This window comes from Rickettsia sp. Tenjiku01 (assembly GCF_001653015.1).
Taxonomy (GTDB): domain Bacteria; phylum Pseudomonadota; class Alphaproteobacteria; order Rickettsiales; family Rickettsiaceae; genus Rickettsia; species Rickettsia rickettsii.
On record NZ_BCMR01000009.1, the window covers coordinates 1 to 13,155 of the forward strand.

A 13,155-nucleotide genomic window follows, 5' to 3' on the forward strand; every position below is an offset into this window, starting at 1 on the left:
GCGGGAATGACATAAAACACCATATAAATCTACCCTTTAAACTTCTTAGTTATTTCAACTATTCTTTTACCAAAGAAATTAGCAGTTTTTACATCGCCTTGAGTAGGAGTAATATCAGGAGAAGATTTGTGGTTAGATTGAGTCATACGTCCTGACCAGCTACCTAAGCGGTTAATTTTATCGGGATCAGGCATCTTATGATCAGAAAAATTTGGAGCAGCTTCAGCTTGCCCGACCCAAATCATACAATGCTGTATAGCGAAGTGAAATAGCTGCTGAATACTGCAAACTTATCACCTGAATAAAAAGCAGAATTAGTAAAAGCTGCAGCTATTTTATCTTTCCATTTTTTTGTTGTGCCCATCTAGTTGAGGTAGCTTCCATAAATATTTTAAACGATCTGGCTAAACTACCCATATAGGTTGGGACTCCGAAAATGATAGCACCTGCATTGTCTAATAAATCCCAATCGAGATTATTAGGTTTATCTTTATTTGTATAAGAAACATTTGCTCCTGCTTCTTTTATGCTCTTATTTAGTTTTTCAGCTACTTTTGCAGTATGACCGTATCCACTATAATATTACGATAGCTACTTTAACCATTTTATTCTCCATATTATAAATTGACTATAAACTCGGCTTCAGTTTTAGACTTTATTTCTTCAATAGTAACATCGTCAGCTTGTCTAACTAATATCATTTCATCTTTATCAATATCAAAAATTCCAAGATCGGTAATTACTCTGTTAACTACTTTTTTACCTGTTAACGGAAAGCTGCATTCTTTAATAATTTAGCACCGCCATCTTTTGCGTTATGTTCCATTATAATAACTACTCTTTTGGTGTTAGCGACCAAATCCATAGCTCCTCCCATACCTTTAACCATTTTACCCGGAATAGTCCAGTTGGCAAGAGCGCCTGTTTGTGAGACTTGCATAGCACCTAAAATAGTTAAATCGACATGTGAACCTCTAATCATCCCAAATGAAAAGCTACTGTCGAAATAGCTGCTTTCAGGAATAGCAGTAATAGTTTGCTTACCGGCGTTAATTAAATCAGGATCTTCCTCTCCTGCGTAAGGAAATGGTCCCATACCAAGCATACCGTTCTCGCTTTGAAATATTACATTCACTCCTTGATGTATATAATTTGCTACATGCGTAGGCATACCTATACCAAGATTGACATATAATCCGTCTTTAAGTTCCTCTGCGGTTATTTGATAAATTTCTTCTTTGCTCCAAGGCATATCTTATTTTTCCCTGACAGTTAATTGCTCAATACGTTTCTCATATTTTGCACCTACTATTAATCGCTGTATGAAAATATTAGGTGTGTGAATATTGTTAGGGTCAAGCTCTCCCACCTCAACTATTTCCTCTACTTCACAAACTGTAACTTTAGCGGCACCTGCCATGACTGCATTAAAATTTCGTGCAGTTTTATTATAAATCACGTTGCCGCTTTTATCAGCTTTAAAGCCTTTAATAATAGCAAGGTCAGCTTGAAGGGCAGTTTCCATTATATATTTTTTGCCGTTAAACTCCTTTGTTTCTTTACCTTCCTCTACAATTGTACCTATACCTGTTTTAGTATAAAAAGCCGGAATTCCCATACAAGCAGCCCTAATTCGTTCAGCTAAAGTTCCTTGTGGGTTGAGCTCAAGCTCTAAAACCTTATCAAGATATTGATGCTCAAAAATCTTATTTTCTCCGACATACGAAGAAGTCATTTTTTTTATTTGTTTAGTTTGAAGAAGAAGCCCAAGTCCGAAATTGTCAACACCGCAATTATTGCTTATAACTATTAAATTTTGAACATTGCTTTTAAGAAGTGCATTTATTAAATTTTCAGGAATACCGCATAGACCGAATCCGCCCGACATTATAGTCATGCCGTCATAAAGAAGTCCTTCAAGAGCAGCTTCAGCCGAAGGATAGAGTTTATTCATATTAAAGATAGATACATGGCAAGTAACAAAATTAATCCTACTTACGGTATAGGTTATTTATGGACAAGACTAGATCAAGCAAGTTATATTTTTAGTACTAAGTTTGATGGCACAGATAAAAGCGGTAATGATATAAATACATATGTAAAAGCGATTAACTCCATATACGGTAAAAATTATATTACTAAAAATAAAATTTTTTCATATGCTTATTTAGATTTATTTGATCCGTTTTTATTCTATTCAGGATATTCATTTATTAACTTAAATAATATTCCGATGATTGAATTAGGACCGGTTAAATATTTACCGGCTACTAGAGCGATACTTGCTCCATACGGTTTAGAGCGTGGTTTAGTTCACCATTTTGTTGTTGATAACAAATATATTCAAGTTAATATTAATTACGGCAAAAATCAAAAATTTAAGTCTTACGGTATCGGAGTTAAAGCTAATAACTTAGTCAAAGTTGAATTTATCGGTTTAGGTTTAGAAACGACATTTTAATCAGCCTAAATATGTTAACCGCTACCCCTTTAAAAGAAGGTTGTAAGCAAGGTGGACTTGGAGCCGTTAATTTTGAGCTTAGCTTAAATGAAACATTTAAGATAGTCGGCTCAGACGGTTACAAAACAGCGGGATTTATAGAAGGTATGCCTTTAAAATCCTCAGCTATAGTTAGAGCAGGGTTAAAATTAGATTTATAAGAGAAGGCTTTGTTGCATGATTAATATGTCATTCCTGCGAAAGCAGTAATCCAGAAAAAAGCGCGATACATCAAGCTTTTAATTTTCAAAACTTACTGTGTATACACCGTTTAATTACTGGATTCCCGCTTTTGCAAGAATGACATATTAATCATAATTTATATATTTTATTATTCTTCTTTTATTATAAAGTATATATATATATTGGTATATAAGATAATTATGACTATATATGCTAAATATTTTAGAAAAATTCTTATTCTCTTCTGTAAAAACGTTCATCAATATACGTGCAGATACCGTATCTGCTCTTAAAAGGCTTGGTATTAACAATATTCGTGATTTATTATTTTATCTACCTGTTTCATATCAAAATAAAATATTATCGCCTAATTTAACTGAAGTTAGAGACGGTGACATAATCCAAACAGAAATTGTAGTTGAGAGCATTAATTTACCAAAGAAAAGTAGTCAGCCTTTAAAAATTACAGCTAGCAATGATACTGGTTCTTTGTTATTAGTGTTTTTTCATAAACCCCCACCGTTTATTTTTAATAAGCTGCAAGTTGGTACTTCTCATATTATCAGCGGAAAGGTACAATTTTTTGATCATTACTTACAAATTGCGCATCCTGAATTTATTGTAAATCCTAAACTCGCAAAAGAAATAGAGCCGATTTATTCCCTGACATATTTACTTAGTAACAAGCAGTTATATTCATATATCATAAAAGCAATAGAGATATTTGAAGAGAAGTGTAAGAGTATAGAAGATAAAGAAGTAAAAGATTATTTAGATATTATATTGCAGAATTTGCAAATGTTGCATGTTTTCCATCATTGCGAGGAGGCATGCATGCCGACGAAGCAATCCAGTAATGTAAAATTAATAAATTCTAGATTGCCGCAGCCCCTAAAGGGGCTTCGCAATGACGATTTATATACTAACGCCAAAAAACAACTAGCAGCTAAGGAGCTTATCGCTAATCAAATATCTCTTTTAAATGTACGTACGCAAATAAGTAGAAGACAAGGTAATATTTACCCTAAAGCTGTATCTATTCAAGCAAATATATTAAATGAGCTAGGATTTGAGTTAACTTCTTATCAAAAGCAAGTCATAGAAGAAATAGAGTGTGATCAAAGCGATAAAATAGAAATGATGAGATTGTTGCAAGGCGATGTTGGCTCCGGTAAAACTTTGGTAGCTCTGCTGACGATGGTAAATGTGGTAGCCACTGGATTTCAAGCAACGCTTATGGCTCCAACTGATTTGCTTGCCAATCAGCATTATGAGTTTTTTGTTAAAGCTTTAAAAAATACTAATATAAGAGTCGGATTACTTACAGGTAAGATACTGGGGGCAGCTCGTAAAAATATTATGATACAACTTGACAACGATGAGATTGATATATTAGTCGGCACTCATGCTTTATTTCAAGAAAAAGTAAGTTTTAAGAAACTAGGTTATATAGTTATTGATGAGCAGCATAGATTTGGGGTACAACAGCGTTTGAATTTAATAAATAAAGGAGTAAATCCCGATGTGTTAGTTATGACTGCAACGCCGATTCCTCGAAGTCTTGCACTTACTATGTTTGGTGATATGACTATCTCAAAGCTAATGGGTAAGCCGAAAAGTCGTTTACCTATCGCTACAAATACCATCTCTGTTAATAAGATAGAGCATATTATAGTAGCGATAAATAAGAAGCTTATTGCAGGTGAGCGGGTATATTGGATTTGTCCATTGATAGAGCAGGGAGAGAAAGAAACGCCGGAAGAGGATAGTTTATTGATGGATGTGATGAATCGTTTTAACTCTATCGACAATATCTATCAAGGTTATACCGGTATTATTCACGGTAAGATGAAGAACGAGCAGAAAGACCAAATAATGAAGCAATTTAAGGAAGGTGAAATTAAGATATTAGTTGCAACAACCGTTATTGAAGTCGGAATAGACATACCTGAAGCCACTTTGATAATTATTGAAAATGCTGAGCAATTTGGTCTCGCTCAACTTCATCAGCTTAGAGGTAGAGTAGGGCGGGGTAGTTTGCAGTCATATTGTATATTGTTATACAATCCTAAAAGGCTTAGAAAAGTTGCACGAGGTAGGTTTGAGATAATGAAACAAACTAATGATGGATTTTATATAGCTGAGCAGGATTTAAAACTGCGAGGTAGCGGTGAGATTTTAGGAGTAAAACAAAGCGGCGAAATCGCATTTTTCTTCGCCGATTTAGCCGACGATTATGACCTACTTCTTAAAGCGCATAAATTTGCGGCAATAGGCTCGAAAGGTAATGTAAATTTTGTTAACTTTCAGATCAAGCTCTTTGCCAAATCTCAAGTAAGCGAGTTGGTTTAGTTTGAATATGCTATTTCCGCTTGGCATTGGCGTTGTTGCGTGGATCGATTTTTCCGTCATTGCGAGAAGAATTACGCAGTAATTCGGATAAAGCAATCTCGTGCCAAAATCCTGAGATTGCCGTGCTCCTTTCAGTCGCTCGCAATGATGAAAAACCGTACCGTGCAAGCAAGCTTTTTTATAAAATCTAGAATATATAAGTTAAAGCTAATCCTGTATGATTTCAGCAAGTCTAGTAAACAGAGCGTCAATCATATCCCAGCCTTTTTTTTGAATAATGAGTAAAGAAGAATCATTAATGTTTATTTGTTTTAATAAAGCTATTCCCATTTGTTCATGTTCAGGATCAACATACATATGTGTTTTGAAATGTTTTGCTGCTTTATGATTAAAAAATATTGATCCTAGTTTTGCATAAAATATAGTAGCACAAGACTCTATTACTAAATGGACAAGGACGGCTCTTTCACTATCTCCAAGAGTCATCATTTTTAGTGTAAACCAAGAACCTAAGGCCTCAAAAATAGAATCTGTAGTTTCTTCATTATTTTCTAGATTTTGGAATAATTCTATATTATGTCCAAATTCATCGGTAAGATGCTCCCATGCAAGTTGTTGAAATTCTTTTGTTTCAGAAAACACTACTCTTGCTAATACCATTTTTTGAAATTCGTCTGACCAAATCCGAAAATGTTTAAGAAATTTATTTTTTCGTAGCGTACTATCTAACTTAATTTTAAATAGTTTGTTTTTTTTAAATTGCTCTTTATATTGTTCATTATCCAAAATTAAACGATCTATTATATTCATATATTTAATTATCAATTTATTTAAATATATTAATATTAACTAAATTACGCTGTCACTCATTATTAATGTTTATTTACCAATTTTTAAAACCATATGTGTGTTTATAGATGAATATGAATTGTAAGATCATAATGTGTATGCAGTAAATATATAAAACATTGCGACTTATCCATTTTAGATGTATAGCTATTTTTTGTGAATAATTGCTTAGGATCATTAATATATAGGTCATTGTTAAGAAAGTGAGGTTTAAAATTAAGTCAGTATTTGAAAAATTAAACTCATTAAAGGAAATCGCAAGAGTAAAAAGAGTTGAATGCATGAAAGCAGCAAAAATTGCTATAAAACAACAAAGTTTTAAGTTTGCCTGCTCATGTTTTGAAATAAATCCAAGTATCATTGTAGCAATTACAAGAGTCCCATAATCAATCAAAGTCCAGCTAATATACCACAATAGTACCATTATAATTGCATGACAATAACCGCTATAGAAAAAGCGAGTTAAAGAATTACGAAAATAATAAATATACCATTGCCCTAAATAGATAGAGATTAGAATATTTGTAGTAAGAAACTGTTTAAATAGTACAGTGGTATATATTTGTAATAAAACACCGAATATTATTATATGGGTTTTTGGTTTATCATGAAAATTATAACCGGCAAAAAAGCAAAATACTGGCATAGCTGTACGACCTATGATCCGTATAATCGTTAATTCAGGATATAGATATAAACCTACATGATCAATGATCATGGTTATAATAGCTAAGGCTTTTAGCCAATCCTGATAATTTGATTGGTGCTTATTTTTTGTTATTATCATAATTAACCGCTTTTAATAAATATGCCGTGCCGAAAAATGCTCCCATTCCAACTGCAATTGTACTACCTAGCATACAGACTTTAATCAGTAAATATTCCGAATAAAAATATTCTAAATAATAATGCTTTATTAAAGCAATTATAATAGACATTAATATACAGCATAACAAAATTTTACCGCAGAAAAGTTTTATACCGGCTTCTATATGAAGCTTATTTTGTTTTGTATTATAGCTATATAATAAACCTAGATTATACCAAGCTGCAATAGATGTACCGACTGCAATACCGATATGTTTCAAAGAATCCATTAATAATAGGTTCATGCCGGTATTAATTATTATTGAAAATAAGGTTATTTTGAGCGGTGTTTTAGTATCTCCGTTAGCATAAAAAATAGGAGTTAAAATTTTTGCCAAAATAAAAGCAGGGAGCCCAAGTGCAAACGCAGAAATAGCCTCAGCTGTATTTGTAGTATCTTGGCTCGTGAATATTCCTCTTTCATAAATTATATTAATAATCGGATGAGATAGAATTATAATACCGAATGTAGCAGGCAACGATAATAATAATCCCATTCTAATAGCATTATTCTGTATTTTTTTTGCAGCTACTATGTCATTTGATTTATAGATTTTTGACAGTTCCGGTAGCAATATAGTAGAGAAGCTAGTACCTATTATTGATAGAGGAAATTGATATATCCGGTCGGCATAAGATAATATAGAAATAGCACCTTCAATAAAGCTAGCAATAGATTGGGATATGAAAAGGTTTAATTGCTGTATGCCGGAGCTAATGGTTGCCGGTCCCATATTAATCAAAAGCTTTTTTACATCGGGATCGCTTGGGTTAAAAATTATCGGAAAGTTTAAATCCGCTCTTTTCACACAGACAAACATAAACGAAACTTGTAATATTCCGGCCATTATTAAAGATAAGCTAATTGAGATAGTAGATTCTATATAATGATCAAATGTTAAAGTAAAAATTATTACGCATATACTTAAAATAACCGGTGAAAAAGCAAATGCAGCGAATTTTTTTACAGAGTTTAATATTCCGCCAAGTAGAGCCGTTAATGAAACAAATATTAAATAAGGTATTGTAATTCGGCATAAAAATACCGTAAGTTCAAACTTTTCTTTTTTACCGTGAAATCCAGGAACAATAAACAGCATTAATTGTGGCATGAAGATTTGCATTAATGCTATTATTACTATTAATGTCAGAAGTAAAAGGGTAAAAATCTCACCTGAAAAATTATTAGCGGCTTTCTTAGAAATAAGCATTTTTTCATTATAAATAGGAATGAATACGCTTGATAATGCTCCTTCTGCAAAAATTCTTCTAAATAGATTCGGTAGTTTAAAAGCAACATTAATGATATCACCCATAGGCGTAGAGCCGAATAATGATGCGATAAACTGTTCACGCACTAAGCCACATATGCGAGAAATTAATGTGAAAAAAGCTACTACGACTCCTGAACGAAATAAGCGACTTCTTGCATCACTTGCTTCTAAAGGTAATTTGTGCGTCAATCCGGTACTCGCATTCTCACGTACTAAAGTGTACGCTGCGGTACTGCGTTCCGTGTTTCCTTCAAATTCCTCTTTATTAGCTACGTTATGCAAGAAGTCGGTCACTGTTTGTTTTTTATCTTATTTTTCTGATGTCATTCCCGTGGAGGCGGGAATCCAGTAAAACCTATAAAAACTTGTTTTTATAGGTTTATTTTGTTAATTAATGTGTAATTGTTGAGATTGGGATTAAGGCTACTTTTTCTGGATTCCCGCCTCCGCGGGAATGACATCAAGCACCATGCAAGCAACGTCATGAATTCTTATCCCTAGCTGACCCTATCTATTCCTTCATTGATTAAAGCGTCTGCTTTTGATTTATTTTCCCATCCAGTAACTTTAACCCATTTACCTTTTTCTAAATCTTTATAATGCTCAAAGAAATGCACGATACGTTTCTTGAGCATGTCACATAAATCATCTAGCTCTTTAATATGATCGAAAGTAATATCGAGCTTAGAAGTTGGTACTGCGATTATTTTCTCATCAAGCCCTGATTCGTCTTCCATCATCAATACACCGACTGCTCGGCATTTTATAATCGACCCAGGCACTACCGGATGATGAGCTACGACAAGTACGTCTACCGGATCACCGTCATTTGAAAGAGTATGAGGAATAAAACCGTAATTGCATGGATAGCTCATGGTAGTTTGCATAAAGCGATCAACAAAAACTGCTCCTGATTCTTTGTCAAATTCGTATTTGATTGGACCGCTATTCATCGGAATTTCGATAATTACGTTTATTTCGTAATTATTTGCTTTTGCTTTGATTTTATCTATAAACATGTTTTTATTTATTTGGTTTAGTTATTTTTCGTCATTGCGAGGAGAATTACAACGTAATTCGACGAAGCAATCTCAGGCCTATTTTACTAGATTACCACGTCGCTGCGCTCTTCGCAATGACGTTGTTATTGCGGAGGTCTGTAATGCTCATCATGTTTTGCAAGTAATTGTCTTGCTATAAATTTCCCGTTCGATAATTGCCCGATGGCAATAATTCCTTGTCCTTTACGAAATAGAGCCGGAAGGGCTCCTTGATATAATATCTCGAAATCCTTAATATTATCGGTAATAACAAAACTTATCTTATCATCAGCAATTTTATTTATTGAGTCTGTTTTAACAAGCCCACCGACTCTTAACTCTTTGCCTTGTTCTATTTCATTAATTTTTGACGGCGGCAAAAAAAATACTATATTTTTCTCTAAATTGTACAGTATTATACTAATTCCTAAACATGCTGAGCAGAAACAAATAATTATTGTTATTAATCTATTTCTTACTCTCTTTTTCATTAAAGTTCTGTTCATTTTTCAATGACTTGTAATTTAAAAAACTTACAATTAACAATGTCGCTAAGGTTAAAAAGGTAAATAAATACGCTACCGATATATAATTATTCATTTCTTAAAAATTCCATAATTTCCTTAGGTGAAGAATCTAAATAGAAATGTTTCAGATATTTGCCGTTTGCATCGATTAAATATGTAAAAGATGAATGATCAAGCATATAGTTCGGGTCGTCATCATCACCATGCACACGAGCATAGAAAACCTTGAATTTATCAGTTACATCTTTTATTTGCTGCTCATTACCGGTAAGACCTATAAATTTCGGATGAAAATGTTTTAGATATTCTTTAAGTGCTATAGGAGTATCACGTTTTGGGTCAATAGTGATAAAAACAGGTAGAATATCTATTTTATGTTTATTTAAAATTTCTACAATCTCCGTCATTTTATTTAGAGAGGTTGGGCATATATCAGGACAACTAGTAAATCCAAAGTAAATGAGGCTTAAGTTGCCTTTCAACTTATCACTATTAAATATCTCTCCATTTTGGTCTATTAGTTCAAAATTACCGCCGATTTTTACGTTATCTTCATAGATATTAACTTGACCGGCAAGTGGCTTTTCAGGCGTTCTTAAAGATAACAACAAATATAATGCTCCTACTCCTATTAATAAGCTAATTACGATAATTATTTTTATAACATTTGACTGTACTTTCATAAGATATTATCCATTTTTGCGTTGTCATCCTAGCTGCTCCTGCTGTGGCGCTTATGTTATTCCTGCGAAAGCAGGAATCCAGAAAAAAGTGAAAATGTCATATCGTGTGGCTTGACTACGGTATCTTATATCACAGGCCGTGTTCTGAGATCCCGCAATCAAGTTGCGGGATGACATTAAAGGTTACTGGGTTCCCGCTTTCGTGGGAATGACATAAAAAGACCATACAACAAAGTCTACTCTTTTACACAAGCCCTAATTTTTTAGGTTTTAAATATTGTACCCAAATATCTATTAACAATTTAGTAATGATAATCGCCGAAAACATTGAAGATATAATCCCGATCGTTAATGCAACGGCAAAACCTTTTATTGCACCTACTCCAAATATATAAAGTAAAAAAGCAACGATTAAAGTAGTTAGGTTAGCATCAAGGATAGTGGCAAACGCAGATTCAAAACCGGTTCTAATAGCATAAAGATTAGATACTCCTTTATGTAGTTCCTCTTTAATTCTTTCGTAAATCAATACATTAGCATCAACAGCCATACCCATAGTGAGTATTATTCCTGCAATTCCCGGCAGAGTTAAAGTAGCTTGGAAAAGTGAAAGTAAAGCTAAAATATATAACAATGCAAGGCTTAAGGCTATATTGGCAAATAAACCAAGCACACCGTAAGACCAAACCATAAATATACACACTGCTATAAATCCTATAAGTCCTGCCTTTTTGCCCGACTCTATAGAATCAGCACCCAAATTTGGACCTATACTTCTCTCTTCAATAATTTTAAGTGGGGCAGGAAGCGAACCGGCTCGCAATAATAGTGCAAGCTCATTTGCCGACTCAACGGTAAAATTTCCTGTTATTATACCGCTTCCGCCCATAATCGCTCCGTTTATCGTTGGAGCACTTAGTAATTTATTGTCTAAAACTATAGCAAGACGTTTACCGGTATTATTTTTAGTTATTTCACCAAATATTTTACTACCTAAATTGTTGAAAGAAAAAGCAACTACCGCTTGCGAATTTTGGTCAAAAGAAGCTGAAGCGGTTGTAAGCTGATCCCCACCCAAAACAACTTTTTTCTTTATAACGACATAATACTCTCCATGACTTTCGTTATCTCCCTTAACTAGCATTGAACCTACTGGAACATGTCCTTTTATCGCTTCTTCGATATTGGCATTTTCATCAACTAAATGAAAAGTTAGCTTTGCAGTTTTCCCTAATATATTCTTCAGGTAAGAGGGATTTTCTTCACCGGGAACTTGCAGTAATATATGCTTATCGCCTTGTTTCTGTAGGGTCGGCTCTTTAGTGCCGGTACTATCAACTCTCATGCGAATGATCTCAATAGATTGGTCTACTACCTTATTAAGTAAGTCATTTAATCTAGATTTGCTGTAGCTAAGCTTTATTTTATTTTCATTTACTTCAGCGATAATTTCTGGATCGATTTTATTAATTATTTTCTTTAACGGCTTTAATTTTTCAGGCGATCTTACTTCTAATTGAATGCTATTTTGTCTAACTAACAGATTTTTATAGCCGATTTTATCCTCACGAAAATTTTTGCGTAAAGTGTCGGCAAGATTTTCCATTGAATCATTTAAGTAGGTGTCAAAATCAACATCGAGTAATAAATGGGCTCCTCCTCTAAGATCAAGTCCTAGATTTACTGAATCATGAGGTAGAAACTTAGAGTTTACCTGCATGAAATTAGGTAAGGCACAAATAACCGCAAAAACCGTACATATAATTGAAAGAAAAATTTTCCACTTAGGAAGATTTTGCACCGCTTACCTTCGTATTTTTTTTGTTTTCTTTTTTTACTGCTACTTCTTTTGTACGACTAGTTATATCGATAATAGCACTTTTTAAAACTTTAATACGTACATCTTTAGCTATTTCGATTTCAATATTATTGTCATTTTCACTTACTTTAGTGACAATACCATAAATGCCGCTATTTGTTAGAACTTCTTCGCCTTTTTTAACTTCACTTACTAATTTCTCTCTTGCTTTGCGTCGTGTTTCTTGTGGACGTAATAATAAGAAGTAAAATACAGCAAAAATTAAAACCATCGGTATTAAGCTTGTTAACCCCGATTGTAAAGCATTTGTTTCTACAGGCACTACATCAGTTTCCTGTATTTCTATAGTGTCATTATTATTTGCCTGATTATCTTGCGTATTTGTTGACATATGTAATTTCCTAATTGTTGCAATAGTCTTCCTATATAACCTCTTTCTAAAAGTAATTTGTATACCTTTGATACCTCAAGATTTGGTACGTCAAATTTTAGGCTTCGCCTTTGCTCATGTAGTTTTCTACGCTCCGCAGGCTCACCACTTAATTTGGCTTCCAACTTTTGAAGTATCTGCGGTATACATCAATCCGGTACTCGCATCTCACATTCCTTTTTGTACGCTGCGGTGCTGCGTGCCGTGTTTCCTTAAAATTTCTCTTTATAAGATAGGTTATGCACTAAGTCTAATAAAATAAAAATAGCTACCTAATAGCTTGAATGCAAGGGTAAAATAAAAAATATATTTAAATGTATTTTATACTAATATAAGTTATCACAAAACCGATAAATGGCTATTTTTATGACAGTTATAACTACTAGAATTTCTAATGAATTAGATATTATACTTTCTAATGTTGTTAAGGAAATCGATAGACCCAAAGGATATATTATACGTAAAGCAATAGAAAGTTATATAGAAGAAAAAGCAGATTTATTAATTGCTTTGTCTTGTATAGAAACAAAGAGAAGAAGTAATTTCATTAGAAGATATTAAGAAAAAATATGGTTTGGAAGATTGAGTTTATGATAAACTTACTGATGTCATTTGCAAAAGGGCGTTGTTG

The 13,155-nt window shown here is 33.3% G+C and carries 14 protein-coding genes and 3 pseudogenes; 4 read left to right on the forward strand and 13 right to left on the reverse strand.

The annotated features are described in order from the left end of the window. Positions 1-29 precede the first annotated feature (29 nt). From TENJIKU01_RS09610 to TENJIKU01_RS03325, 4 genes and pseudogenes are all read right to left on the reverse strand, one after another. On the reverse strand, positions 30-245 hold the full coding sequence (locus tag TENJIKU01_RS09610) for a hypothetical protein (protein WP_064429198.1): 216 nt from the start codon (positions 243-245) through the stop codon (positions 30-32). Between the two features lie 85 nt (positions 246-330). Further along, positions 331-528: a hypothetical protein gene (locus tag TENJIKU01_RS09615; RefSeq protein WP_227779931.1), complete on the reverse strand. Its 198-nt coding sequence runs from the start codon at positions 526-528 to the stop codon at positions 331-333. 89 nt (positions 529-617) lie between these two features. Continuing rightward, a pseudogene (locus TENJIKU01_RS03320) lies at positions 618-1,252 on the reverse strand (3-oxoacid CoA-transferase subunit B). A gap of 3 nt (positions 1,253-1,255) precedes the next feature. Next, positions 1,256-1,954, reverse strand: a complete 699-nt coding sequence (locus tag TENJIKU01_RS03325) for a CoA transferase subunit A (RefSeq protein ID WP_064429199.1) — start codon at positions 1,952-1,954, stop codon at positions 1,256-1,258. A 15-nt stretch (positions 1,955-1,969) separates the two neighbouring features. Here TENJIKU01_RS03325 and TENJIKU01_RS03330 point away from each other — a divergent pair, with 15 nt between their 5' ends. From TENJIKU01_RS03330 to TENJIKU01_RS03340, 3 genes are all read left to right on the forward strand, one after another. Next, on the forward strand, positions 1,970-2,461 hold the full coding sequence (locus TENJIKU01_RS03330) for a hypothetical protein (protein WP_227779919.1): 492 nt from the start codon (positions 1,970-1,972) through the stop codon (positions 2,459-2,461). Positions 2,462-2,472: 11 nt separating this feature from the next. After that, the gene (locus TENJIKU01_RS03335; protein WP_064429201.1) at positions 2,473-2,661 is read left to right on the forward strand and encodes a hypothetical protein; all 189 of its coding nucleotides are present in this window, start codon (positions 2,473-2,475) and stop codon (positions 2,659-2,661) included. A 232-nt stretch (positions 2,662-2,893) separates the two neighbouring features. Next, a complete protein-coding gene (locus TENJIKU01_RS03340) occupies positions 2,894-5,035 on the forward strand; it encodes an ATP-dependent DNA helicase RecG (RefSeq protein WP_064429202.1) in 2,142 nt (713 codons plus the stop codon). Between the two features lie 207 nt (positions 5,036-5,242). On the opposite strand, the gene TENJIKU01_RS03345 is transcribed toward TENJIKU01_RS03340, so the two are convergent. From TENJIKU01_RS03345 to TENJIKU01_RS10370, 9 genes and pseudogenes are all read right to left on the reverse strand, one after another. Further along, positions 5,243-5,845: a hypothetical protein gene (locus TENJIKU01_RS03345; RefSeq protein WP_064429238.1), complete on the reverse strand. Its 603-nt coding sequence runs from the start codon at positions 5,843-5,845 to the stop codon at positions 5,243-5,245. 73 nt (positions 5,846-5,918) lie between these two features. Next, positions 5,919-6,671, reverse strand: a complete 753-nt coding sequence (locus TENJIKU01_RS03350) for a TraX family protein (protein ID WP_064429203.1) — start codon at positions 6,669-6,671, stop codon at positions 5,919-5,921. Beyond that, positions 6,652-8,214 (reverse strand): murein biosynthesis integral membrane protein MurJ, encoded by a 1,563-nt coding sequence (gene murJ / locus TENJIKU01_RS03355; RefSeq protein WP_410528026.1) that lies wholly within the window; start codon positions 8,212-8,214, stop codon positions 6,652-6,654. Before murJ ends, TENJIKU01_RS03350 begins: the two co-directional genes overlap by 20 nt. Before the next feature lie 308 nt (positions 8,215-8,522). After that, complete coding sequence (ppa, locus tag TENJIKU01_RS03360; RefSeq protein ID WP_064429205.1) at positions 8,523-9,044, reverse strand: inorganic diphosphatase; 522 nt, start codon at positions 9,042-9,044, stop codon at positions 8,523-8,525. A 125-nt stretch (positions 9,045-9,169) separates the two neighbouring features. Then, entirely contained in the window at positions 9,170-9,556 is a 387-nt protein-coding gene (gene ccmE / locus TENJIKU01_RS03365; RefSeq protein WP_064429206.1) for a cytochrome c maturation protein CcmE, read from the reverse strand. A gap of 101 nt (positions 9,557-9,657) precedes the next feature. After that, the gene (locus TENJIKU01_RS03370; RefSeq protein WP_064429207.1) at positions 9,658-10,275 is read right to left on the reverse strand and encodes an SCO family protein; all 618 of its coding nucleotides are present in this window, start codon (positions 10,273-10,275) and stop codon (positions 9,658-9,660) included. Positions 10,276-10,519: 244 nt separating this feature from the next. Then, complete coding sequence (gene secD, locus TENJIKU01_RS03375; RefSeq protein ID WP_064429208.1) at positions 10,520-12,076, reverse strand: protein translocase subunit SecD; 1,557 nt, start codon at positions 12,074-12,076, stop codon at positions 10,520-10,522. After that, positions 12,060-12,485, reverse strand: coding sequence for a preprotein translocase subunit YajC (gene yajC, locus TENJIKU01_RS03380; RefSeq protein ID WP_064429209.1), 426 nt, complete (start codon positions 12,483-12,485; stop codon positions 12,060-12,062). Before yajC ends, secD begins: the two co-directional genes overlap by 17 nt. Before the next feature lie 20 nt (positions 12,486-12,505). After that, positions 12,506-12,790, reverse strand: a pseudogene (locus TENJIKU01_RS10370) (palindromic element RPE1 domain-containing protein); the annotation flags it as partial. A gap of 88 nt (positions 12,791-12,878) precedes the next feature. Here TENJIKU01_RS10370 and TENJIKU01_RS03385 point away from each other — a divergent pair. Next, positions 12,879-13,110, forward strand: a pseudogene (locus TENJIKU01_RS03385) (antitoxin of toxin-antitoxin stability system). The last annotated feature ends 45 nt before the right edge of the window (positions 13,111-13,155 follow it).

Excerpts from the sequence above, each read along its gene's own strand:
- TENJIKU01_RS03325 (WP_064429199.1), bottom strand. The coding sequence starts at position 1,954 with ATGAATAAACTCTATCCTTCGGCTGAAGCTGCTCTTGAAGGACTTCTT.
- TENJIKU01_RS03335 (WP_064429201.1), top strand. The coding sequence starts at position 2,473 with ATGTTAACCGCTACCCCTTTAAAAGAAGGTTGTAAGCAAGGTGGACTT.
- TENJIKU01_RS03350 (WP_064429203.1), bottom strand. The coding sequence starts at position 6,671 with ATGATAATAACAAAAAATAAGCACCAATCAAATTATCAGGATTGGCTA.
- TENJIKU01_RS03345 (WP_064429238.1), bottom strand. The coding sequence starts at position 5,845 with ATGAATATAATAGATCGTTTAATTTTGGATAATGAACAATATAAAGAG.
- TENJIKU01_RS03370 (WP_064429207.1), bottom strand. The coding sequence starts at position 10,275 with ATGAAAGTACAGTCAAATGTTATAAAAATAATTATCGTAATTAGCTTA.
- ppa (WP_064429205.1), bottom strand. The coding sequence starts at position 9,044 with ATGTTTATAGATAAAATCAAAGCAAAAGCAAATAATTACGAAATAAAC.
- TENJIKU01_RS09610 (WP_064429198.1), bottom strand. The coding sequence starts at position 245 with ATGATTTGGGTCGGGCAAGCTGAAGCTGCTCCAAATTTTTCTGATCAT.
- TENJIKU01_RS03330 (WP_227779919.1), top strand. The coding sequence starts at position 1,970 with ATGGCAAGTAACAAAATTAATCCTACTTACGGTATAGGTTATTTATGG.
- yajC (WP_064429209.1), bottom strand. The coding sequence starts at position 12,485 with ATGTCAACAAATACGCAAGATAATCAGGCAAATAATAATGACACTATA.
- ccmE (WP_064429206.1), bottom strand. The coding sequence starts at position 9,556 with ATGAAAAAGAGAGTAAGAAATAGATTAATAACAATAATTATTTGTTTC.
- TENJIKU01_RS03340 (WP_064429202.1), top strand. The coding sequence starts at position 2,894 with ATGCTAAATATTTTAGAAAAATTCTTATTCTCTTCTGTAAAAACGTTC.